Source organism: Halosimplex amylolyticum (assembly GCF_051414035.1).
Lineage (GTDB): Archaea > Halobacteriota > Halobacteria > Halobacteriales > Haloarculaceae > Halosimplex > Halosimplex amylolyticum.
Genome location: NZ_JBLKNW010000012.1, coordinates 31,890 through 53,897, shown reverse-complemented (window position 1 = coordinate 53,897; position 22,008 = coordinate 31,890). Strand labels below are relative to the sequence as shown.

Sequence of the window (22,008 nt, the reverse complement as noted above, 5' to 3'; positions counted from 1 at the left end):
TCGAGGCCCTCACTCCGTTCCCCGTTCACGTCAAGGCGCTCACTGCGTCTGCTCACGGGCGGCGAAGCCGCCCGTTCGCATAGTACGAGGGACCTTCGGTCCCTCACTAGTCGCGCCTCGCACCGTTCCGCTCTGGGATCCGGCTCGCTTCCGCCGGTCTGTCACTCGCCGCGACCGTCGGCGAGCGCGTCCAGTGTCCGCCGCCAGGCGTCCGCGGCGGCGTGCGCGTTCGCCTCGTTCGTCCCGCCCAGCCAGTGCTCGTCGGCACGGTCGTCACTCCCGTCGAACCGGTAGGGGACTCTGATCGCGTGCCCCGCGTCGGGGTACGAGCGGTGTTCGACCGGCCACTGGTGAGCGGTCGCTTCGAGCCGGTCGACGACGCGCTCGGAAAACTCGGTAGCCGGCCACACCGCGTCTCGTCCACCGGAGACCAGCAACACGCTCCCGTCGATGTCCTCCACGGGGATGGCCGCACGCTCTCGTTCCTCGGGCGTGGATCGTTCGAGCGCCAGCGTCGCCGCGTTCGGCGGCTCCCCCCCGATCGGCGCGTCGATCCCGTCCGCATCGGTCACGTGTTCGTCGATGGGGAGGAACGGCACCGGCTCGCCGTCGAGCGTCCACGTCGCTCGTCCCTCGGCGACGCCGTCCATCCACGAGGGCGCCGGGAACGCGTAACAACTCGGGACGTACGCGACGACCGCACCGATGGCGTCGAAGTGCGCGCCGGTCAGCAACGCCGCTTCACCGCCGCGAGAGAAACCGACGACGCCGACCGGCGCGTCGCGGACGTTCGGCCGGTCCAGGAGCCAGCGGGCCGCGTCGCCGAACGTCTCCAGCGGGACCCGTTCGAGCACGTCTGCTACCCCGGGTGCCCCGAAGTACTCCACACACAACGCGGTGTAACCGTGTTCGGCGAGCAGTGCGGCGTATCGTCGTTCGTAGCCGCCCGCGCCACCGCCGCCGTGCAAGACGAGGACGCCCGGGTGTGGACCCGAACCGAGTCCGCGATACAGGCGGCCCGTCGCCGTCTCGGTCCGGATCCGTTCACCGGAGACGAATCGCTCCGTCATGCCGTGGTCTCCGGTCACGGACGTGATAGTCGCTGTGCTGACAACGTGGTCACCGTCGAGACTATGACGACTGTGTCGGAACCCCCTCGCGACGGTGGGGACCACCCGTTCGAGTCGCCACCACTTTTTCCGCTCGGGGTCGTTCGCGAAGCTCACGACCCCTCGTGCAAAAACGTGGGCGAAAACGGCCGAACTCGCGCGGAGCGCGAGTTCGGTGTCTGCGGGAGTAGACACCGCGAACGACCGCAGGCTCGTCAGAGCTTCGCTCTGACGGCGAACCGGCTCCTCCGATCGTCGGACACTACCAGCCAGTTACGACGGGGTGACCGTTATCGTCTTCCCGCGGTCGATCGCCCGTTCGAGTTCCTCGGCGATGGCCGAACCGCGTGAGACCTGTACCTCGCCGCCGCGGGAGACCGTGGCGGTGAAGAGGTACTCGCCGTCGGCCTGCACCTCGACGGTGTCGCCCTCGTAGCCGTCCATCGGGATGACGACGTGCCGGGAGGTGATCTCGGGAGTGACGATCTCGCCGCCCCCGCCGCCGGCGCCGCCCGAACTTCCTCCGCCCGCGTCGCCGCCTCCGCTTCCGCCGGGGCCGCCCGCGCCCTGGGGCTGTTCGCTGAAGGTGCGGACGTCGATGTCGATGCCGAGGCGGTTCTCCACGTCGGAGATGCGGCCGCCGCCCTTGCCGATGACCGCGGAGATGTCGTCGTCCTCGACGTAGACGACCGCGGTGTTGGGATCGCGGATCTCGACTTCGACGTGGCCGTGCGCTATCGAGCGGATCTCCCGTTCGACCTCCTGTTTGGCGATGCGCTCGGTGCCGCTCTCGGCGCCGGCCCCGCCGTCGGCGGCGTTCTCGCCGAGCGGGACCGTGACGACCTGCCGGTTGAACGTGTAGATCTCGTAGGCGGGCTGACCGGTCTCGAAGTCGCGGATCATGATGACCGGGCGGGCCAGGTCCTCCTCCATCAGTCCCTCGGGGACTTTGACCTCGGTCGTCACGTCGTAGACGGTGTCGACCTCGCCGGCCTCGATGTAGACGACGGTGTCGACGACCTGCGGGATCATCCCGAGTTCGACGCGGCCGACGAGGCGCTGGAGCGCGTCGATGGCGCGGGTGGCGTGGACGACGCCGACCATCCCGACGCCGGCGAGGCGCATGTCGGCGAAGACCTCGAAGTCGTCGGTCTTGCGCACCTCGTCGTAGATGGTGTAGTCCGGCCGGACCATCAGCAGCGAGTCGGCGGTCTTGGCCATCGATCCGCCGAGTTCGGTGTACTGGGTGATCCGGTCGCCGACCTGGAGGTCGCGGGGTTTCTCCATGGTCTTGACGGCGAAGTCGGAGTCGGCGAGGAACTCCGCGACGGCCTGGGCGAAGGTGGACTTGCCGGCCCCCGGCGCGCCGGAGATGAGGACGCCGCGCTGGTGTTCGAGCAGGCGCTCGCGGAGTTCGTCGGCGTGCTCGTAGTCGTCCAGGTCGGTCTTGACGATGGGGCGGACGGCCGTGATCTCCAGTTTATCCGAGAACGGCGGGCGCGCGATGGCGATGCGGTACTGGCCGAACTGGACGATGGTCATGCCCGGTTCGTCGAGTTCGACGAACCCGTTCGCGCTGGCGCGCGCCGAGTTCTCGATGTCCTGGGCCCACTCCTTGAGGTCGGTCTCGGTCGAGACCTCCTCGCTGATGGTCTCGTAGTGCATGTCGCCGATCTCGCCGCGCTTGGCCATCGGCGCGACGCCGACCTTGAGGTGGAGGCTCATCGTCGTCTCGTCGAAGAACTGCTCGATGTCGAGCGACTCGGTGTCCCGGCCGCGGGGTTCGAGGTACACCACGTCGAGGCCCTTGGCCTTCGCGACCTCACTCTGGACCACGTCGCTGGTGACGAGCGTCGCGTCGTGTTCCTCGGCCAGGTCGCGGATGATCGCGTCTATCTTGCCCTCGCCGGCCTCGCGCTGTTCGACCTCGGCGGGGCGGCGGCCGACGTACTCGACGCTGACGGTGCCCTCGTCGTGGAGTTCGGCGAGGTGCTGGAGTTCTGCCAGGCCGTCCCAGCCGCTCTCGCGGCCGTCGTTGGCCTGCGCTTCGAGTTCACCCACGACCGCTTCGGGGACGTAGACGGTGGCGCCGGCGAACCCCTCGCCGACGGCTTCGGACTCGGGGTCGGCGTCGGCTTCGATCTGCTCGGACACGCGGCCGTCGATGACCACGCTCGTGTCCGGGACGATGTTCATACCGTTCGTACGGCGTCCCGTGGTGAAAAGGGCCCTGATGCGCCCGGCGGCCGATCCCGACCGGTCAGGCGTACTGCGGGAGTTCGGTCCGACGGCGGGTCGTTATCTCCGTGCCGCAGTCGGGGCATTCGTAGACGGCGTCGCCCGCGCGCTCGCGGCTCGCGCCGTCGGCGCTCGCTCGGTCCGAGGCCTTCCGACGGTCGGCCTCGCGGCTCGCGGGTCCTTCGTCCCCGCTCGCTCGGTCCGAGGCCTTCCGACGGTCGGCCTCGCGGACTCGCCAGTCGCCGTTCGTCTCGCTCTCGTGTCCACATTCCGGGCAGAACAGCACCGCTTTCCGGGAACGGTCGGGCCCGGGTGTGGAGGGGGTGTGGACGGTCACTGTACCTGAAAGTAACGACCGGAGACGGATAACCCCTTTTGCCCATCATCATTCGGTAGAGACCGTCTCGGCGTGAAAACGCATACCACGCGCGGCCGATACCGGCGCCCGCAACGCCGGGGACCACCGGTCGCCGAGCGGCTCGACTCAGACCGCGAGGTAGTTCGCGATCGTGTCCTCGTCGGCGAGCGCCTCCGCGCCGAGTTCGTCGACCAGCTCGCCCCGTTCCATGGCGTAACAGCGGTCGGCCATCGAGCGGATGACGCCGAGGTTCTGCTCGACGAAGAGGATCGTCGTCCCGAACTCCTCGTTGATGGCGCGCATGTCCTCGCTGATCTGGTCGACGATCGAGGGCTGGACGCCCTCCGAGGGCTCGTCGAGCAGGAGCAGGTCGGGGTCGGCGACCAGCGCTCGCCCGATGGCGAGCATCTGCTGTTGGCCCCCGGAGAGCGTCTCACCGTCCTGGTCGGCCCGTTCGTCGAGGACGGGAAACAGGTCGTACACCTCCTCGTAGCGCGTCTCGGTGCCGTCGGCGTTGACGTGCTCGCCCATCTTCAGGTTCTGCTCGACGGTCAGCCCGGGGAAGATGTCCCGACCCTGTGGGATGTAGCCGATCCCGGCACGGGCGCGGTCGTCTGCCGACTGGCCGGTCACGTCGGCGCCATCGTAAGTGACGGTCCCCTCGTCCGGTTCGAGGAGGCCGATGACCGTCTTCATGAGCGTGGTCTTGCCGACGCCGTTCTTCCCGACGACGCCGACGATCTCGCCGTCTTCGACGGACAGGTCGACGTTCCGGAGCACCGGCGCGTCGTAGCCGACCGTCACGTCGGTGAGTTCGAGGAGCGTCACTGCTCGCCCCCCAGGTAGATCCGCCTGACTTCCGGGTCGGCTTCGATCTCCTCGATGGAGCCCTCCCGGAAGACGTCGCCCTGGTGGAGGACGGTGACCTTGTCCGCGATCTCGGCGACGAACTCCGTGTCGTGTTCGATGACGACGAAGGCGATCCCCTCCTCGCGGTTGAGCCGCTGGATCCGGTCGGCGATCTCCGCCCGCTCGTCGACCGAGAGGCCGGCGACCGGTTCGTCGAGCAGGAGGAGGTCCGGTTCGAGCGACGCGGCCATGCCGATCTCCAGCTGCTGTTGCTGGCCGTGCGAGAGAGCGCTGGCCTCGACGTCCTCGTACCCCGAGAGGCCGGCGTCGGCGATGGCCTCGTCGACCCGACGGCGGCGCTCCTCGCCGTCGGCGAACTGCTGGATCGGCAGGCGCGCGTTCTCGCGGACCGAGAGGTCGCCGTACACCGACGGCACCTGGAACTTCATGCTGATGCCGCGCCGGACGCGCTCGTTCGGGTCGAGGTCCGTGAGGTCCCGGCCGCCGTAGTAGATGCTGCCCTCCGAGGGACGGAGCGTCCCGACGACGAGGTTGAGCAGCGTCGACTTCCCGGCGCCGTTGGGGCCGATCAGGCAGCGCAGCTCGCCCTCGTCGACGCTGAAGTCGACCGAGTCGGTGGCGGTGAAGCCGCCGAAGCGCTTGACCAGGTCGTCGGTCTGCAGCAGCGTGTCGGTGCGTTCGCCCGTGGCCTTCCCGGCCGGCGTCTCGCGGACGTTCGGGTCGCTGACGTCGCTCGCACTTCCCGAGCCCTCACTTCGTTCGGGCTCGCTGCTCGCGGTTGCACCGCTCGCGTTCTCCGATGCCTCGCTGCGCTCGGCATCGCTGCTCACGAGTCGGTCACCTCCCTGGGCGCGTCGGCGTCGTCGATCTCCGAGACGGGGACAGCGCCGCCCGAGAGCCGGTCGCTGACCCAGGGGACGATCCCGCCGGGCAGCGCGAGGATGAAGACGAGCAGGAGCGCCCCGAGGACGACCAGCGCCATCTCGCCCTCGATCGAGAGCCGGAAGTACTCGATGCCGATCGTGGCGATCACGGCGCCGAGCAGGCTCTTGCGGCCGCCGACGCTCACCCAGATGACGGGCAGCGTGGCGAACCACAGCGCGAACACCTGCGGGTCGATGTAGACGTTGCGCGCGGCGTAGAGCACGCCCGAGAGCGCGGCGAGCGCGCCGCCGAGCGTGAACGTCAGCAGCTTGACGCGCTCGACGTCGTAGCCGAACATCTGGGTGCGGTCCTGGTCCTCCCGGACCGCGACCATCACGCGGCCGAAGTCGGAGTTGACCAGCGCGCGCAGTCCCAGGTACGTCGCCACCAGGACCGCGAGCGCGAGGTAGTAGAACGGGTCGAACGCGAACAGGCCCAGGAACGACAGCTCGTTGAAGACGAACTGGAAGGAGGCGACACCAGAAATCCCGAGTTCGAGGAGCGGGATGCCCGGCATCCCGTTGAACCCGCCGAGCGGCGCCTCGCCGATGGTCCACTCCGAGCCGGCGGTCTGGGCCATGAACGTGTGCATCACCATCGTCGCGACCAGCGTGATGATGGTGACGTAGACGTCCCTGACGCCGCCGTAGAACATGAAGTAGCCCAGCAGCGCGGCGACGACGGCGCCGAGCGCGACGCCGACGACGGCGGCGACCGTGATCCCCGTCGGGTCGGGGAAGTTGATCGAGACGACGCCGAAGGTGTAGCCGCCGACGCCGAAGAAGACGACCTGTCCGAAGCTCAACACGCCGGAGTACCCCCAGACGGCCGACAGCGAGAGGCCCAGCAGCGCGAGCACGAGGAACAGCGAGAACTGCGCGCCGCTGGCGAACGCCGGCAGGGCCGCGAGCGCGAGGACGGCCACGGCGAAGCCCGCCCAGAACCCGCGGGAGTTGCCGACCGTGTTCGGCCCTTCGAGGCGGCCGCGGACGCGCGTCGCGAGCGAGCGGTCGGCGTCGGGCGCGCCCCGCTTCGATTCAGTCGCCATCGGTTCCCTCCTGGCGGCGCGCGCGAACCCGCTCGATGAACCCGGTGATCCCGCCGGGGAGGAACCGGAGCGCCAGCATCGCCGCCAGCAGCAGGGCGATCCGGCCGAAGGTCGTCGAGTCGGTGACGTTCGTGACGAACGCGCTGACCGCGCCGAGCACGCCGCCGGACAGCGCGGTCCCGAGGACGACGCTCGGGCCGCCGACGACGACGGCGACGAACGCCTCTATGAGGAACTGGCCGCCCAGCGTCGGCTGCATCGAGAGGACCGGCGCGAACAGCGCGCCGGTCAGCCCGGCGAGGCCCGAACCGATCCCGAACGTCAGCATGTACGTGCGCTCGGTGTCGACGCCGAGCGCCTTCGCCGTCTGCTCGTCGGCCATCGTCGCGCGGACGCGCGTGCCGAACGTCGTGCGCGTGAACACGACGTAGGTCGTGGCGAGGACGGCGACGCTGACGCCCGCGAGCACGAGGCGGTAGGTCGAGTACGAGAACGCGCCGTAGGCGACGTTTCCGAACGGCGTCCCGACCGTCTCGATGGAGTTGCCGAAGACGATGCGTGCGCCCTGAACCATGACGAGGCTCAGGCCGAACGTCGCGACCATCGAGTCGGCCAGCCGGTCGTACAGCGGTTCGACCAGGTCGCGGCCGACCGTCCGCTGGCCGACCCAGTTGGGGACGAACCCCGAGATGATCACCCGCTCGACGGCGACGCCGAAGCCGGCGGTCACCAGGGACCCGACGACCATCGCGACGGGGAGCGGGAGGCCGAGGTCGGTGACCGACTTGGTCGTCGCGTACGCGCCGACGAGGATGAACTCGCCGTGGGCGAGGTTGATGACGCCCATGATGCCGAAGATGACGGCCAACCCCGCCGCCGCCAGCACGACGAACGCGAAGCTATCGATGAACTGAAACGCGAGGTTCAGGCCGTTGACCATCCCTATTCGGCCTCCTCGAAGTAGTCGACCGGCGTGTACTGGGTCTGCTCGGACTCCTCGGGGAGGTTACAGCCGACCGTCTCCGTGAGGAACTGCTCGGGCACCTTGCGGTTCTCGACCGCCTCGACGTTGTGCTGCTCGTCGGCGCGCATGACCCACATGTGGTGGTCGACGTGATGGGTCGCGCCGTCGAGTTCGATCGTCTCGCCCTCGGGCGCCTCCGGCGCGCGGTCGGTGCCGAGGCTGATCCCGGATTCGAGCGCCTCGATGACCTCGGGCTGTTCGAGCGTCCCCGCCTGCTCGACGGCTTCCTTGTACATGTACGTCGAGAAGTAGTTGGTCTCGGCCTCCTCGTTGAGGTAGGGGGCGTCGGGGTACTTCTCGAAGTAGCGGTCGACGAAGCCGCCGTCCTCGGTGTTGCTCGTCGTCGGGACCTCCTGCATGTAGTTGACGCCGGCGTAGATGTTGGCCATCGCCGGGGGGTCGAGCCGTTCGTGCTCGTAGCCCTGCGCCATCGCCGTCGACGTGCCGATGGGCACGTCCAGCCCCGCGGAGGCCTTCTGCTCGTAGAACGACGTGTGGTTCGCGCCGACGAGCATCGACATCACGAAGTCGGGGTCGGCGTCCTGGATGTTGTTGATGACCGAGCCGAAACTGGACTCGCTGAGCGGGATGAACTCCTCGTCGAGCACCTCGGCGTCGTTCTCGTTCGCCAGGACCTTGACCCAGTCCGCCGAGAGCTGACCGAAGTTGTAGTCCGCGGCGATCGTGTAGATCTTCGGGCCGTACTCCTCGACGAGGTACGGGAGGACGGTGCCGAGCTGCTGGCGGGCCGTCGGTCCCATCGCGAAGGTCGTCTTGTCGCAGACCCCGCCCTCGTACTGGGTCGTGTAGAAGTACAGCTGCTCGTTCCGGTTGATGATCGGCCGGATCGCCTCGCGCGTCGCCGAGGAGTACCCCGCCCAGAGGGCGTCGACCCCCTCCTCGTTGATGAACTCGCGGGTGAGCTCCTGGTAGCGCTGGTTGTCGGACTGCGGATCCCGCGTGACCGGTTCGATCTGCTTGCCGTCGATGCCGCCGTCGTTGTTGATCTCCTCGATAGCCAGCATCGAGGCCTTGTACTTCGGATCGCCGACCAGCGCGAAGTTGCCCGACTGGTCCTCCAGGACGCCGATCTTGACCGTGTCCGCGCTGCTCATCGTGTCCGTCGTCGCGCCCCCGGTCTCCGAACAGCCGGCCAGCCCGGCGACCATCGCCGCGCCGCCTGCGGTGACGAACTGGCGACGGCTGATCCCGTCACCGCTCATTCGCCCGCACCCCCGACACAACGATCTGAACTAATTACGGCCAGATTTTCACCATTTTCAGCACTGTCACGGACCATTCCCGCACGAGCGTCCATCATTTTCGTACATTCCTTCGATTTTGTAGACGGTAAATAAGGGTTTTCACTCCCGTATTATAGATGTCCAATACCCCTGCTTTGAATATTAGGACATGATAGGATGTGCCAGAAACAGTGGAACTTCGAAAGTATTTGGCAATAGTAGTAGAGATGTTTCATTCTGAGGGAAGACAGCGCGAGAGAGGATTCGCACGCACTGCCGGGTGGCGCTGGAGAGAACGTGACAGTGAACGAACGATCAGAACGAAGCGTCGATTCCGACGCGCTCAGAGGAGCGTCCCGGGGAGCATCGAGACGGCGAACCCGACGACGATCACGCCGCCGAGGACGCGGGCGCCTGCGTGGAGTCGAGGACTGACAGCGGTGACGCCGAAGAGCGTCCCGACGCCGGCGCCGATGGCGCTCATCGTCGCCGTGATCGAGACGGCGTACGCGCCGACCGCGAGCGCGACGGCGCCGCCCCCGTAGTCGGGGAAGAGCGTCGACGCGAAGACGATCATCGAGATCGGCGGCGACAGCGTGAACAGCGCGCCGACGACGCCGGTCTTGAGGTACGCACCGACGCCGTGACCGTGGGCGTGCGGGACGACGCCGTCGGCCGGTCCGTCGTCGTGGTGCGAGTCGGCATCGCGCGAGTCGGCGTCGTGGCCGTCGTGAGCGTGGCGGTCCGTCTCCCCGTGGACGGGGTCACCCGTCTCCCCGTGGTCGTGGTCGCTTCCCACGAGCGGCAGGTGGATGTGCGGATGCGCGTGGACCCTGCCGTCGTGTTCGTGGACGTGCGTGTGGCGCATCGACCGTAGCCCGCCGACGGCCATCGCGGCACCGAGGGCGCCCAGCAGGACCGCGACGCCGAGCGTCCCGACCGTGTCGAAGACGGCCGGGAACTCGGTGCGGCCCAGGAGCAGGTAGCCCCCGATCAGCCAGACGACCACGAGCGCGACGTGACCGAGGCTGAAGCAGGCCCCCACGAGCGCCGAGAGCCGCGAGTCGCCGTACTGGCTCGTGACCGACGAGATGCCGGCGACGTGGTCGGGTTCGATCGCGTGCGTGACGCCGAGGACGCCCGCGGTCGCCAGCGCACCCCAGAGCGGCGCGCTCATCACGCCACTCCCGCGTATTCGAACCCGTCCGCATCGTAGTTGTCGAACGTTTTCATTTCACCCACCGTTTATCCACGAGCGTCAAATAGGTTGGCAGTCGCGCAATCCTTGTCGACGCCGGCCACCGTCGCCCGACGCCCGCTGCCGCACGACTCGGGGCTCGGTCGATCTCCGGTTGAAATACACGCAATAATCCGATCGTAATCGGACAGTCGTCCACAGATGCCGACAAGAGTCGCGAGTATTTCGCTGAACGGTAGCGCTATATCCGATAGCTCGCAACGTCGTCGATAGATGGATTACGAACCGGTAGTTCCGACGGCCGAAACGAAACGAATGCCCACTCGAGAGGTGAGCGAGCGTGAGTGAGGGGGTCGTCCCCGGCGAAGTCATCGCGGGCGAGGGAACGGTGACGATCAACGAGGGCCGCGAGACCGCGGAGGTGACGGTCGGGAACGCCGGCGACCGCCCGGTGCAGGTCGGCTCGCACTTCCACTTCTTCGAGGCCAACGCGGCGCTGGCGTTCGACCGCGAGGCCGCCTTCGGGATGCGCCTGAACATCCCCGCGGGCACGGCGGTGCGGTTCGAGCCCGGCGACGAGCAGACGGTCGAGCTCGTCGCCATCGGCGGCAAACGCGTCGCCCACGGGATGAACGGCCTCGTGAACGGCAGCGTCGACGGCGACGCCGCGGCAGCGGTCGGGCGCGCCGAGCGACAGGGCTTCGGCGGTATCCCGTCGCAGGCCGGGAAACTCGACGGCGAGGACGCGGCCGGCGGCGGGTCCGCCGGAGGTGACGAGCCGTGACGCGCGAAGTCGACCGGGAGGCCTACGCGGAGCTGTACGGGCCGACGACGGGCGACAGGGTCCGCCTGGGCGACACGGAACTGTTCGTCGAAGTCGAGGAGGACCTCCGGACGCCCGGCGACGAAGCCGTCTTCGGCGGTGGGAAGACGCTGCGAGACGGCCTCGGGCAGTCCCCCGGAACTACCCAGGAGGAAGGTGCGATGGACTGGGTGCTGACGAACGCGCTCGTCATGGACCCCGTCCTCGGGATCGTCGCCGCGGACGTCGGCATCCGGAACGGCGAGATCGCGGGGATCGGCAAGGCCGGCAACCCGGACACGATGGACGGCGTCGACATGGTGGTCGGCCCCTCGACGGACGTCTACCCCGCGGAAGGGAAGATAGCCACACCGGGCGCGCTGGACATCCACGTCCACTTCAACTCCGCGCAGTTGCCCGATCACGCGCTCGCCTCCGGGATCACGACGATGCTCGGCGGCGGCTACGGCGGCGGCGCGACCACCTGCACGACCGGCCCGAAGAACGTCGAGCGGTTCCTGCAGGCCGCCGACGAGTGGCCGGTCAACGTCGGCTTCTACGGCAAGGGCAACGCCTCGAAACCCGGCCCCCTCCGCGAGCAGGTCGAAGCCGGCGCCTGCGGACTGAAACTCCACGAGGACTGGGGGTCGATGCCCGCCGCCATCGACACCTGCCTCGACGTGGCCGAGGAAGCGGACGTGCAGGTGTGCATGCACACGGACACGCTCAACGAGGCCGGGTTCGTCGAGAACACCTTCGCCGCCGTGGACGGGCGGACGATGCACCTGTTCCACATCGAGGGCGCGGGCGGCGGCCACGCGCCGGACATCATGGAGATGGTCGGCCAGTCGAACATGCTCCCCTCGTCGACGAACCCCTCGATGCCCTACACCGTGAACACGTTCGACGAGCACCTGGACATGGTGATGGTCTGCCACCACCTCAACCCCGACGTCCCCGAGGACGTGGCCTTCGCCGAGTCCCGGGTGCGCGCCGAGACCATCGGCGCCGAGGACGTCCTCCACGACGAGGGCGCCATCTCGATGATGACCTCCGACTCGCAGGCGATGGGCCGGCAGGCCGAGGTGGTCTCCCGCACGTGGCAGACCGCCTCGAAGATGAAGTCCCAGCGCGGGCCCCTGCCGGAGGATGAGAGGGCCGACACCAGCGACGGCTCCGACAACTTCCGGGCGAAGCGCTACCTCGCCAAGTACACGGTCAACCCCGCCATCTCCGCGGGCATCGACGAGTACGTCGGGACGCTCCAACCCGGAAAGCTGGCCGACGTGGTGCTGTGGGACCCCGCCTTCTTCGGGATCAAGCCCGCGATGACGTTCAAGGGCGGGTTCCCCGTCTACTCGGAGATGGGCGAGGCCAACGGCTCGCTGATGACCTGCGAACCGATCAAACAGCGGCCGCGCGCCGGCGCCGTCGGGAAGGCCAAGCACGCCCTCTCGCTGTCGTTCGTCAGCGGGGCCGCCGCCGACGCCGGCGTCGGCGAAGCGTACGGCCTCGACACGCCGGTCGTCCCCGTCTCGGGCGCTCGCACGCCCGGCAAGGACGACATGCACTACAACGACTACTGCCCAGACGACATCGAGATCGACCCGGAGACCTTCGAAGTGAAAGTCGACGGCGAGGTCGTCGCCTGCGAACCGAGCGAGGAGCTGCCACTCGCGCAGCGATACATGCTCTAGGAGCCCCAGAATGAATCTTACACCGAAAGAGGAGGAGCGGTTGACGGTCTTCATGGCCGCAGAGCTCGCCCGGCGCCGCCGCGAGCGCGGCGTCAGGCTGAACCACCCCGAGGCGGTCGCCTACGTCTCCGACTGGTGCGTCGAGCGCGCCCGCGACGGCTGGGGCGTCGCCGAGATACGGGCGGAGGCCACCCAACTGTTGGACCCCGACGACGTGATGCCCGGTGTCCCCGAGATGGTCGACGTGATCCAGGTCGAACCCGTCTTCCCCGACGGGACGAAGCTGGTGACCGTTCACGACCCGATCCGGTCGTCGGCCGCGGCTGAGTCGTCCAGTGACCCAGACGAGACGGCCGCCGACGGGGGGAACGCGAGCGACTCCCCGGAGGGGGCCGACTCGTGAGTCTCACCCACCGTGACGTGGCGACGGTCGGCATCGGCGGCCCCGTCGGCTCGGGCAAGACCGCGCTCGTGACGGAACTCGTCCCCCGACTCCGCGACGCGGGGCTGGACGTGGGCGTCATCGCCAACGACGTGCTCACCCAGGAGGACGCCGACGCGCTGCGCGAGCGATTCGCCGGCGTCGTTCCCCCGGACCTGGTGGCGGGCGTCGAGACCGGCGCCTGCCCCCACACAGGCATCCGCGAGGATCCGTCGATGAACCTCGCGCAGATCGACGACTTCCTCGCCGACCACCCCGACCTCGATCTGGTGATCGTCGAGAGCGGCGGCGACAACCTCGCCGCGACGTTCAACCCCGAACTCGCCGACTACTCGCTGTACGTCATCAGCGTCGCCGAGGGCGAGGACATCCCGCGCAAGCGCGGCCCCGGCGTCGTCGACTGTGACCTCCTCGTCATCAACAAGACCGACCTGGCCCCCTACGTCGACGTGGATCTAGACGTACTGGAGCGAGATGCCGACGACGTGCGGGAGGGCCCGTTCGTCTTCACGAACTGCAAGGCCGGCGAGGGCGTCGAACAGGTACAGGAGCACGTCAGCGACGGGGTGCTGTTCGCCTGAGATGGCGGCCGACACGCCAGACACCGCCGGAGGAGCGCGTGGGGAACCTCCCGGGGAATCGAACCCGGAGCCGCCCCATCCGGCGTTCGCCGAGTACGCCGCCGAGTCCGTCCCCGCCGTGGCGGTCGGCTCGCCCGGCAAGGACGGCCGCCTCGAACTGGCCTTCGCTGCCGACGCCGACGGCGAGACGAACCTCGTCCGTGACCTCGCCCGGGCGCCGTTCCACGTCAGCGGGACGCTCGGTCACGACCCGCTGCCCGAAGCCGAGACGGTGTACGTCCAGTCGCCGACCGGCGGCGTCGCACAGGGCGACCGCCACGCGGTAGCGATCCGGGTCGGTGCGGACGCCGTCGCGCACGTCTCCACGCAGAGTTCCCAGAAGGTGCTCTCGATGGCGCGCAACTACGCCGCCGCGGACGTGTCGCTCTCCGTGGGGAGCGGCGGCCACCTCGACTACGTCCCAGAGCCGGCGATCCTCCACGAGGACTCGCGGTTCTTCCAGTCGGTGGCCCTCGAACTGGACCCCGACGCGAGCGCCGTCGTCGGCGACGTAGTGGTCCCCGGTCGACTGGCCCGCGGCGAACGCTTCGACTTCGAGCGGTACCTCTCGCGCCTGCGCGTCCGGCGCGAGGGGACACTGCTCGTCGATGACGCCACCCACCTCCGACCCGCCGACGCCGACCCGTCGGCGCCGGGCGTCATGGGCGAGTTCGCCGTCCTCGGGACGCTGTACGTCCTCACACCCGCCGGCGACGACGCCCCCGACGGCGCCGGCCTGAGCGACCGACTCCACGAAGTCGCGAACGCCGAGGCAGACTCGGGAGACCGCGCGGACGAAGACGCCGATGCGGTCCGCGCGGGCGCGACGCGCCTGCCGAACGACGCCGGCGTCGCCGTGCGCGCGCTCGGTCACCGCGCGGAGACGGTGACGGCCGCGCTCCGCGCCGCGTGGGACGAGGCCAGAACCGAACTGCTCGGCGTCGGCGCTCCCGACTCCCGGAGGCCCTGATGCTGGTCGCCGAGGCGTTCGTGGGGACGCTCGACGACCCGGCCGTCGCCGAGCGCGTCGAGTCGAGCGACCCCCTCACCGTCACCGTCGACGGGACCGAACGCCGGCGCTCGCGCTTCCGCACGACGGCCGACGACGGGACCGAACTTGGCGTCGTCGTCGCCCGCGAGTTGCGCGACGGCGACGTGCTCTCGACGGGCGACCGGCTGGTCGTCGTCTCGCTCGAAGCGGTCGAGGCGATGGCCCTAGACTTCGGCGGCGTCGCAGACCCGGACAGAGCGGCGGTGACGACGGCGCTCGAACTCGGCCACGCCGTCGGGAACCGCCACTGGGATCTCGCGGTCGAGGGCGAGTGCGCCTACCTCCCGCTGGCCGACACCCGCGAGCGGATGGAATCGACCGTCGAACCGCACCTCCCGGACGGCGCGACGATCGAATACGACGAGGTCCCGCCGACGCTGTTCGACGAAGGTGACGCTGCCGACCACTCGCACAGCCACGGCGAAAGCGGCTACTCGCACAGCCACGGCGAGGACGGCCACTCGCACGACCACAGCGGGGCCGGCCATTCCCATACCCACGGCCACGGCGTGCGGTCGCTCGACCCGAAACCAGGGGGCGACTCCGACGGGGGTGATCAGTCGTGAGCGACGAGGCGACCCTCGAATCGCTGCGACTGGCCGACTCGTTCCTCCCGGTCGGGACCGACAGCGTTTCCTACGGGCTGGAGCAGTTCGTCGCCGCCGACAGCGTCGCGGACGCCGACGACCTGCGGACGCACGTCGAGACGGTGCTGCGCCGCCAGCACGGGCGAGCGGATCTGGTCGCGCTCCGCGCGGCCCACGCCACCGCGTCGGACGGGGACCCAACCGCTATCGAGCGGGCCGACCGCCGGCTCACCGCGGTCACGCTCCCCGCGGAGTTCCGCGAGAGCGCCGAACGGACGGGGAACCGATTGCTGGCGCTCCAGCGAGACCTCCGCGAGGACGACCTGCTGGAGCGATACGGCGAAGCCGTCGACGCCGGCGAAGCGCCGGGAAACTACGCCGTCGCGCTCGGCGTCGTTGCGGGGCTGGCCGGCGTGCCCGTCCGCGAGGCCTGCCTGCTGGCCTGTCACGAGTTCGCGACGGCGCAACTGGCCGCGGCCCAGCGGCTGCTCCGACTGGGGCACACCGACGTCCAGCGCGTCCTCGACGACCTCCGGCCGGCGATGATCGACGCCGTCGAGGAGAGCGCCGACCGTTCGCTCGACGACATGACGCCGTTCGCACCGCTCGTCGACGTCCGCTCGGCCGAGCACGAGCGGGCCGATCGGCGGCTGTTCCTGAGTTGAAGGGCGGTTACGAACAGAACGGCATCCGTTCGTACAGCGCTCGACCGTCCCCCGCGAATTCGGTGTCGGGGCTGTCACCGATGCGTGGTCGAGCGTTCGTTCGGTTGACCAAGGTCGACTCGAGTGCGGAGAGGTCCCCGGTCGACTCCGACGGCCAGGGATGGACGTAGTAGACCGCCTTCGAGCGATTTCCCACCCGCACGGTCAACTGCTCGACGTGTGCTTCGCCGTCGCCGCCTATCTTCTTGTCCTTCGCGAAGAACTCGGTCCGATACGAGGCGTTGAGGACCGCAGTGACGTTCCGCTGGGGAACCTCGTACCGGTGGAGCCCGGTCGCGTTCACGTCTTTCAAGCCCGCGAAGTAGACGGTCCCGTTCCCGCAGAGTTCTATCACGTACGCCGAACAGCCGCCGCCGCAGATTCTCGACTCGTAGCGGATCGAGACGTTCTCGGTCCCGTCCGGATAGTCCGGGACGCCGGACCGTGCGCCCAGCGCTTCCGCCGAAGACGACGCTGTCGCCGTCTCGTCGCCGGAGAGGCCGACACCGAGACACCCCGAGAGCAGGAACAGGCCCGCGAAACAGAGCGCGAGCGCCTGTGGTCGCGTCGACATCCTGTCACCCCTCCCTCGGAAACGACCGACCGGTGAGTGACAGCCCGGAACAGTTCGGACGCCGACATCGGACGTTCACCATCATGCGCAGAACGGCTTCCGCCCCTCCAGTTCGTCGTACCGTTCGTCGTCGACGTCCCGACTGTCGCCGCGGATCAGCGGGTCGACGGCCGCCCGTTCGAGAAGCGTCGCCTGAAACTCGCCGAGTCGTTCCGGCGACGTTCCCCACGATGAACCGTAGTCCCGGATACTGTGCGAGTTGTTCCCGATAGAGACTCGCGTCCACCGCGAGGAGACGCCGTCGGCCTGCGCGGGATAGCTCTCGTTCAGCTCGAAGAAGTCCGCGCGATAGGAGGCGTTGAGCACCGCGGTCGCGTTCGACTGCGGGACGCTGTAGCGGTGAAGTCCGGTCGCGTTCACGTTCGCGAACCCGGTGTAGAACACCGTCCCGTTCCCGCAGATCTCGACAGAGAACGAAGGACAGTTCCCATCGCAGAGACCGTTCCGGTACTCGATGGACACCGCGTCGGTGTCATCGGGGTACGTGGGTTCGGCTGGATCGTCGACGAGTCGCTCTCCCAGGATCCCCTGACAGCCGACGAGGAGGACGAGGGCCGCCAGGGCAGCGAATGCGGTGCGCATGGCCGGAAGTCACCGGGAAAGAGGGATAACCTGTCGGACTATCAAACTGTCGTTTGATCGGGTAGCGAGGCGAGCGCTCGACAGCGCCGCCGGTTCGCCCGGTCAGACGGCGTCGAGGTCGATGTCGACGGCGTACCAGTCGAGGACGAAGACGAAGACGGCGCCGACGACGGCAGCGCCGGCGAACGCCTGTATCGTCGCAGTGTTCCAGACGACCGACGGGTACTCGACGGGATCGCTCAGCGTCGTGATGGGCGCCCGGAGCGCCCCGAGGACGAGCGCGACGAGGAACGCGTAGGTCACCTCGCGGTTGACATCGAGGGCCTTGCGGATGACGCGGGCGATAGTGAACAGTCCGACGAGACCGCCGCAGATGAACGTGACCACGTCGACCCCCGGGCCCGTCACTCGGGAGAGCGGCCCCCCGGTGAGGAGCGCGCCGACGGCGTCCACGAACGCCCCCAGACGGTCGTACATGAAGGTGTACTGCCCGAGGATGACGAGCAGGAGCGACCCCGAGAGGCCCGGAAGGATCATCGCGCTGACGGCGATCGCACCGGCGACGAAGATCACGAGGAAGCCGCTCCCCGAGAGGAGCGCCTCCGAGTATCCCGAGGCGACGAAAGCGACGGCCACGCCGGCGACAGCGGCGACCGCCTCGGGGAGGGTGCGGATCGCGACCTCCCGGAGGAGGATAACTGCCGACGCGCCGATCAGCCCGAAGAAGAGACCGAACATGAGGACTGGATAGTGCTCGTCGGCCCACTCGACGGCCTGCCCGACTAACACGACAGCGGTCGCGACGCCGCCGATCAAGGCGATCAGGAACCAGCCGTCGACCTCTTCGAGGACGGCGGCGGCGCGGTCGAGCGAGACGCCGCCGTCGAGCGGGGTGAGCGCGCGAACGCCGTCGACGAAGCGACCGGGCGTGACGGCGGTGATCGCGGCGATGAGGCGCTCGTAAACGCCGGCGATGAGGGCGATAGTGCCGCCTGAGACGCCGGGGACCCCGTCGGCGGTGCCCATGAACAGGCCGACGACGAACGTCTTCGCCCACTGGCGTACCGGCGGTATCGACTCGCGGAGCGACACGTCGTCGCGCGCCCGCTCAGGGGCCGTTGTCATTGATAGATACGTTCGTCTATGGGCGGGAAGTCTCTTGTGGAGTCGGCTACCGAATGGCCCCGGCCGGCCTCGAACGGCCGCGGCCGATCGATGTAAGCGGAGCCGATCCGGCGACCGACAGGTCCGGGGGTGGGCCCGGACCTGGTCCGCGTCCGGAACGGGTCAGGTTCGGAGCGGGTGTGGATTCGGAGTGGGTCGGATTCGGAACGGAAGTGGGTTCGGAATGGGTGTGGATTCGGAATGGCTTCGGAGCCCGCGCGGTCCCCGGGCCGGCGGTAGCGGGATACGATCACCGACGCGTTCGCCCGTCCCGTCGACGGAGCGAACGCGCCAGTCCCCCCCTGACCGCTTCGCGGTCCCGGGTGATGCGGTGGACTCGCGCACTACCATCCCAACTCTGATTGAGTTGCGTGGTAATGTAAAGCTTACTGAAAGACGTCCGTGATAGGTTGTCTCGTTGAAACTATCTGGCGATCTCGACGACGAGGGGTGGCGGGCCCGGCGAAAGCGACGCCGTGATGGCCCGACGTGCTCGGAACGCCGGCGCGGGGGATCGCGGCGACCGGATCGACGGGGTCGGGGCGAGACGGCATCGTCGTCCCGTCGGTGCCCGACCGCCGCGGGGGTTGAAGTCCGCGCCACCCCACGGCGTACCTATGGAGGTGGCCGACGTCGCCCGCGAACTCGCGTCGATTCCGAGCCACGATTGCGAGGAGGCAGCGGGCGATTTCGTCGAGGAATGGCTCCGCGAACACACCGACGCGAGCGTGACGCGCGACGACGCCGGTGCCGACGAGGGACGGGGCGGGAACGTCGTCACCCGGAAGGGGACCGGCGAGACGTCGCTCGCGCTCGTCGGTCACCACGACGTGGTCCCGCCGGACGAGTCGCAGGTCACCGACGACGGCGGCTACGTCGTCCGGGCGTCCGACGGCCGCCTCCGCGGTCGCGGGACCGCGGACATGAAAGGCGCCGTCGCCGCGGCGCTGTGTGCGTTCCGCGACGCCGACCCCGCCGAGGACCTGGAACTGGTCTTCGCGTCGTTCGTCGGCGAGGAAGTCGGCGGCGTGGGCGCGCGGGCGGCAATCGACCGCGGGTTCGCGCCCGACTACGCCGTCGTCGGCGAGGGGTCGACTGGCTACTCCGCGCCCGGCGTCACCGACGTCGCCGTCGCGCACAAGGGCCGCCGCGGGTCGACGCTCGTCGCCGAGGGGCGCGCCGCGCACGCGAGCGAACCCGAGAGCGGCGCGAACGCGGTCTACCGCGCCACCGACGCCGTCGACGTCGTCCGCGATCTCGAGTTCCCCGAGACCGCGGTCATGGGGCACCAGGTGTCGGGAAGCGTCGCCGTCACGGAGATCGAGGGCGGATCGGCCTGGAACGTCATCCCCGAGCGCTGCGAGGTGACCGTCGACGAGCGGACGGTGCCCGGCGAGCGTGCGCCGCTCGAACACACCGAAGCCGTCGAGGGCGTGACCTGGACCGTCGACCAGGATCTCCCGCCGATGTCGTGTGACGACCCCGAATTCGCCGATGCGGTGCTGGCGGCCGCTCGCGACGCGCAGGCCGCTGGGGATTCGGACGGGGCGGAGACGCCCGGCGACGGAGCGCCCGAACACGTCGTCAAGCCCCACGCCACCGACGCGGGGTGGCTCGCCGCGGCCGGGACGACGTGCGTGGTCTGCGGCCCGGCGGAACCCGGCGAGGCACACACCGCGTCGGAGAGCGTCTCGATCGCCGTACTGGAGCGGTGTTACGGGATCTACCGGGGCCTCGCCGAGTCCTGGACCGGGTGAGCGCCGGTCGGCGACATCGCCTCTAGGTCGGTTCCGGCGTCGCAGAACCGGCCGACCCGTCGTTCTTATCAGTCGACACCTCCTACCGGCGGGTATGCGACGTCGAGCGTTTCTCGCCACGTGTGCCGCCGCCGGAGTCGGAGGCTGTCTGGGGGACGGGACGGAGTCAGACGGCGACGCCGGCCCGGGCGCCGCGACGACCGCCGAAACGGCGGACGGTCCCGGACAGGCCACGACGACTGCACCAGCGACGACGACCGAAACGCCGACGGAGAGTCCGACGCCGGCTCCGACTCCGTCACCGACGCCCACGCCGGAACCCACCCGGTCGACGTCCACGGGGACGCCGCTGTTCCCGGGCTACGAGACCACCGAGGTCCGGGTGACGACGCCGGAGGGCGACCGGCTGGGGTCGGTCTCGGCGGCCATCGCCGACACGGGCGACCTGCGGTACACGGGACTGAGCGACACCGAGGACCTGCCGGAGGACCGTGGGATGCTGTTCGTTTACGAGGAGGTCGACGACCACACGTACGTGATGCGTGAGATGGACTTCGGCATCGACATCGTCTACGCCGACGACGAGGGGGAGATCACGCGCATCCATCACGCGCCCGCGCCCGGCCCCGACGAGGACGGCGAGGACCAGACCTATCCCGGCCGCGGCCAGTACGTGCTGGAAGTGAACAAGGGGTGGACGACCGAGCGCGACGTCGAGGAAGGCGACGTGCTGGAGTTCGAGTTGTGAGTGAGTCGACCAGAGCGAGATGGCTGCGCGCCCGCTCACTCGTATCTCCGAACTGAACGCCGGAAGAAACGATAGAATTCGACGTCTTCGTTCACCTCGACGTTATCCCTGGAAAATTCTTATTTGTATTGACTTTCTAGTGTTACTATTGCCTATCGGAGGCAATTGAACGGAAGAACAGGTCATCAGACAAGGAGTTATTGATAAGGAATTGCAACAATGGAAGATCCATTCGAAGAATTCACCCAGATAGTTGACGACACTCAGGAGGTTAACCAAGCAGGCGCCGTCCTCGATAGTGGCTCTTTGTTAGAAAACACGCATATTGCAGGCGCGTCTCTGGCGGTCATGGAAGACCGGTCGCAGGTCGGTATACCTACCCATGCTCGGGGTGCCTGGATCCGTTCGATGAGAGAAGCTTACCACCGAGCGGATCAGTCTGGGTTTAGTCAGCAAGTGATCGATTTAGCACCTGAATTTTTGGATAGCGATATGTCCTTCGAAAATGAAGAATTTGTCGACATTGAGACTGAAGTCATCACGGAATATTTCCCCCAGTCACAGCTAACGCGCGATGATATCGTGGAGGTGGTCGAGAAGGCGGAAGATCATCGGGGGAATTTCCTGGATCAGCTCCAACAGGATGCGCGCGGGACGCAGCGACCCTTTAGCGCTCTATCTGTTTTCGACAGTCACCAATCACCAGGCGTGAAAGAGTTCGGTGCTTATCTCGGCGCGGTAAACTTGGCATGTGTATTCGTACCGGAACCAGTTATTTCAAAAGGGGTCGCTGTCGCATCGGTCTTGGCTGGAGGCATTGCACAAATTGATTGGTGATCACTGGTGAGGTCTCGACTGTCGATCTCAGCTATTCCAATTCGACCTCGGAGTAGCCATCGTTGCGAACAATAATGGTACCCGATGCTGCACACACCGTATATCTCGCAGACGATCTTTGACAGATATTGGATACGCCTCTCGTCACTGTGTTCCATCGTTCTCCAGTACTGAGCATCCGACGCGGAACGCCGGAAAATCTTGCACTTCCGTGCCCTCGTTCGCTCCGCTCACGAGGACGAAGTGAGGCGCGGTTCATCGCGGCGAGTGAGCGAGGCGAACGAGCCGCGCATTTTCACCCCTGTTTTTGGCTAGCGAGGGATCGGAGGTCCCTCGGACCGTGCGAACGGGCGCTGCGAAGCGGTGCAAC

Annotated in this window: 22 protein-coding genes; 10 read left to right on the top strand and 12 right to left on the bottom strand. The window is 68.1% G+C overall.

Features of this window, described 5'->3' with window-relative positions:
- Positions 1-161: 161 nt before the first annotated feature.
- From ACMGFE_RS24720 to ACMGFE_RS24680, 9 genes are all read right to left on the bottom strand, one after another.
- A complete protein-coding gene (locus ACMGFE_RS24720) occupies positions 162-1,070 on the bottom strand; it encodes an acyl-CoA thioester hydrolase/BAAT C-terminal domain-containing protein (protein ID WP_436927935.1) in 909 nt (302 codons plus the stop codon).
- A 312-nt stretch (positions 1,071-1,382) separates the two neighbouring features.
- Positions 1,383-3,305, bottom strand: coding sequence for a PINc/VapC family ATPase (locus ACMGFE_RS24715; RefSeq protein WP_436927934.1), 1,923 nt, complete (start codon positions 3,303-3,305; stop codon positions 1,383-1,385).
- Positions 3,306-3,369: 64 nt separating this feature from the next.
- Positions 3,370-3,684 carry a DUF8106 domain-containing protein gene (locus ACMGFE_RS24710; protein ID WP_436927933.1) on the bottom strand — a complete coding sequence of 105 codons (315 nt, stop codon included), beginning with the start codon at positions 3,682-3,684 and terminating at the stop codon, positions 3,370-3,372.
- Positions 3,685-3,831: 147 nt separating this feature from the next.
- Positions 3,832-4,533: an ABC transporter ATP-binding protein gene (locus ACMGFE_RS24705; protein ID WP_436927932.1), complete on the bottom strand. Its 702-nt coding sequence runs from the start codon at positions 4,531-4,533 to the stop codon at positions 3,832-3,834.
- Entirely contained in the window at positions 4,530-5,240 is a 711-nt protein-coding gene (locus ACMGFE_RS24700) for an ABC transporter ATP-binding protein (protein ID WP_436927969.1), read from the bottom strand. The genes ACMGFE_RS24705 and ACMGFE_RS24700 overlap by 4 nt, the downstream gene beginning before the upstream one ends.
- A gap of 161 nt (positions 5,241-5,401) precedes the next feature.
- A complete protein-coding gene (locus ACMGFE_RS24695; protein WP_436927931.1) occupies positions 5,402-6,547 on the bottom strand; it encodes an ABC transporter permease subunit in 1,146 nt (381 codons plus the stop codon).
- Positions 6,537-7,487: an urea ABC transporter, permease protein UrtB gene (urtB, locus tag ACMGFE_RS24690; RefSeq protein WP_436927930.1), complete on the bottom strand. Its 951-nt coding sequence runs from the start codon at positions 7,485-7,487 to the stop codon at positions 6,537-6,539. Before urtB ends, ACMGFE_RS24695 begins: the two co-directional genes overlap by 11 nt.
- A gap of 2 nt (positions 7,488-7,489) precedes the next feature.
- A complete protein-coding gene (locus tag ACMGFE_RS24685) occupies positions 7,490-8,794 on the bottom strand; it encodes an urea ABC transporter substrate-binding protein (protein WP_436927929.1) in 1,305 nt (434 codons plus the stop codon).
- Between the two features lie 364 nt (positions 8,795-9,158).
- Positions 9,159-9,992: a HoxN/HupN/NixA family nickel/cobalt transporter gene (locus ACMGFE_RS24680; RefSeq protein WP_436927928.1), complete on the bottom strand. Its 834-nt coding sequence runs from the start codon at positions 9,990-9,992 to the stop codon at positions 9,159-9,161.
- Between the two features lie 361 nt (positions 9,993-10,353).
- On the opposite strand from ACMGFE_RS24680, the gene ACMGFE_RS24675 reads away from it, so the two are divergent.
- From ACMGFE_RS24675 to ACMGFE_RS24645, 7 genes are read left to right on the top strand one after another with little or no spacing between them, the layout of a single operon-like run.
- The gene (locus tag ACMGFE_RS24675; RefSeq protein ID WP_436927927.1) at positions 10,354-10,797 is read left to right on the top strand and encodes an urease subunit beta; all 444 of its coding nucleotides are present in this window, start codon (positions 10,354-10,356) and stop codon (positions 10,795-10,797) included.
- Positions 10,794-12,512, top strand: a complete 1,719-nt coding sequence (gene ureC, locus ACMGFE_RS24670; protein ID WP_436927926.1) for an urease subunit alpha — start codon at positions 10,794-10,796, stop codon at positions 12,510-12,512. Before ACMGFE_RS24675 ends, ureC begins: the two co-directional genes overlap by 4 nt.
- Positions 12,513-12,522: 10 nt before the next feature.
- Positions 12,523-12,915 (top strand): urease subunit gamma, encoded by a 393-nt coding sequence (locus ACMGFE_RS24665; RefSeq protein ID WP_436927925.1) that lies wholly within the window; start codon positions 12,523-12,525, stop codon positions 12,913-12,915.
- Positions 12,912-13,535, top strand: a complete 624-nt coding sequence (ureG, locus tag ACMGFE_RS24660; protein ID WP_436927924.1) for an urease accessory protein UreG — start codon at positions 12,912-12,914, stop codon at positions 13,533-13,535. The genes ACMGFE_RS24665 and ureG overlap by 4 nt, the downstream gene beginning before the upstream one ends.
- A 1-nt stretch (position 13,536) precedes the next feature.
- Positions 13,537-14,544, top strand: coding sequence for an urease accessory protein UreD (locus ACMGFE_RS24655; protein ID WP_436927923.1), 1,008 nt, complete (start codon positions 13,537-13,539; stop codon positions 14,542-14,544).
- The gene (locus ACMGFE_RS24650; protein ID WP_436927922.1) at positions 14,544-15,191 is read left to right on the top strand and encodes an urease accessory protein UreE; all 648 of its coding nucleotides are present in this window, start codon (positions 14,544-14,546) and stop codon (positions 15,189-15,191) included. Before ACMGFE_RS24655 ends, ACMGFE_RS24650 begins: the two co-directional genes overlap by 1 nt.
- Complete coding sequence (locus ACMGFE_RS24645; protein ID WP_436927921.1) at positions 15,188-15,877, top strand: urease accessory protein UreF; 690 nt, start codon at positions 15,188-15,190, stop codon at positions 15,875-15,877. Before ACMGFE_RS24650 ends, ACMGFE_RS24645 begins: the two co-directional genes overlap by 4 nt.
- Positions 15,878-15,884: 7 nt before the next feature.
- Here the strand turns inward: ACMGFE_RS24645 and ACMGFE_RS24640 are convergent, their stop codons facing one another.
- The 3 genes from ACMGFE_RS24640 to ACMGFE_RS24630 all read right to left on the bottom strand — a co-directional run bounded on the left by ACMGFE_RS24640 (position 15,885) and on the right by ACMGFE_RS24630 (position 18,257).
- Positions 15,885-16,490: a DUF6438 domain-containing protein gene (locus ACMGFE_RS24640; RefSeq protein ID WP_436927920.1), complete on the bottom strand. Its 606-nt coding sequence runs from the start codon at positions 16,488-16,490 to the stop codon at positions 15,885-15,887.
- Between the two features lie 81 nt (positions 16,491-16,571).
- Complete coding sequence (locus tag ACMGFE_RS24635; protein WP_436927919.1) at positions 16,572-17,132, bottom strand: DUF6438 domain-containing protein; 561 nt, start codon at positions 17,130-17,132, stop codon at positions 16,572-16,574.
- 102 nt (positions 17,133-17,234) lie between these two features.
- Positions 17,235-18,257, bottom strand: a complete 1,023-nt coding sequence (locus ACMGFE_RS24630) for a DUF368 domain-containing protein (protein ID WP_436927918.1) — start codon at positions 18,255-18,257, stop codon at positions 17,235-17,237.
- Positions 18,258-18,913: 656 nt separating this feature from the next.
- Here ACMGFE_RS24630 and ACMGFE_RS24625 point away from each other — a divergent pair.
- The 3 genes from ACMGFE_RS24625 to ACMGFE_RS24615 all read left to right on the top strand — a co-directional run bounded on the left by ACMGFE_RS24625 (position 18,914) and on the right by ACMGFE_RS24615 (position 21,638).
- A complete protein-coding gene (locus ACMGFE_RS24625; RefSeq protein ID WP_436927917.1) occupies positions 18,914-20,053 on the top strand; it encodes a M20 family metallopeptidase in 1,140 nt (379 codons plus the stop codon).
- 94 nt (positions 20,054-20,147) lie between these two features.
- The gene (locus ACMGFE_RS24620) at positions 20,148-20,801 is read left to right on the top strand and encodes a DUF192 domain-containing protein (protein ID WP_436927916.1); all 654 of its coding nucleotides are present in this window, start codon (positions 20,148-20,150) and stop codon (positions 20,799-20,801) included.
- Between the two features lie 219 nt (positions 20,802-21,020).
- Positions 21,021-21,638 carry a hypothetical protein gene (locus tag ACMGFE_RS24615; protein WP_436927915.1) on the top strand — a complete coding sequence of 206 codons (618 nt, stop codon included), beginning with the start codon at positions 21,021-21,023 and terminating at the stop codon, positions 21,636-21,638.
- Positions 21,639-22,008: the final 370 nt, after the last annotated feature.

Coding starts and splice junctions, on each gene's coding strand:
- ACMGFE_RS24720 (WP_436927935.1), bottom strand. CDS start 1,070: ATGACGGAGCGATTCGTCTCCGGTGAACGGATCCGGACCGAGACGGCG.
- ACMGFE_RS24715 (WP_436927934.1), bottom strand. CDS start 3,305: ATGAACATCGTCCCGGACACGAGCGTGGTCATCGACGGCCGCGTGTCC.
- ACMGFE_RS24695 (WP_436927931.1), bottom strand. CDS start 6,547: ATGGCGACTGAATCGAAGCGGGGCGCGCCCGACGCCGACCGCTCGCTC.
- urtB (WP_436927930.1), bottom strand. CDS start 7,487: ATGGTCAACGGCCTGAACCTCGCGTTTCAGTTCATCGATAGCTTCGCG.
- ACMGFE_RS24685 (WP_436927929.1), bottom strand. CDS start 8,794: ATGAGCGGTGACGGGATCAGCCGTCGCCAGTTCGTCACCGCAGGCGGC.
- ACMGFE_RS24680 (WP_436927928.1), bottom strand. CDS start 9,992: ATGAGCGCGCCGCTCTGGGGTGCGCTGGCGACCGCGGGCGTCCTCGGC.
- ACMGFE_RS24665 (WP_436927925.1), top strand. CDS start 12,523: ATGAATCTTACACCGAAAGAGGAGGAGCGGTTGACGGTCTTCATGGCC.
- ACMGFE_RS24655 (WP_436927923.1), top strand. CDS start 13,537: ATGGCGGCCGACACGCCAGACACCGCCGGAGGAGCGCGTGGGGAACCT.
- ACMGFE_RS24650 (WP_436927922.1), top strand. CDS start 14,544: ATGCTGGTCGCCGAGGCGTTCGTGGGGACGCTCGACGACCCGGCCGTC.
- ACMGFE_RS24640 (WP_436927920.1), bottom strand. CDS start 16,490: ATGTCGACGCGACCACAGGCGCTCGCGCTCTGTTTCGCGGGCCTGTTC.
- ACMGFE_RS24635 (WP_436927919.1), bottom strand. CDS start 17,132: ATGCGCACCGCATTCGCTGCCCTGGCGGCCCTCGTCCTCCTCGTCGGC.
- ACMGFE_RS24630 (WP_436927918.1), bottom strand. CDS start 18,257: ATGACAACGGCCCCTGAGCGGGCGCGCGACGACGTGTCGCTCCGCGAG.
- ACMGFE_RS24625 (WP_436927917.1), top strand. CDS start 18,914: ATGGAGGTGGCCGACGTCGCCCGCGAACTCGCGTCGATTCCGAGCCAC.
- ACMGFE_RS24620 (WP_436927916.1), top strand. CDS start 20,148: ATGCGACGTCGAGCGTTTCTCGCCACGTGTGCCGCCGCCGGAGTCGGA.
- ACMGFE_RS24615 (WP_436927915.1), top strand. CDS start 21,021: ATGGAAGATCCATTCGAAGAATTCACCCAGATAGTTGACGACACTCAG.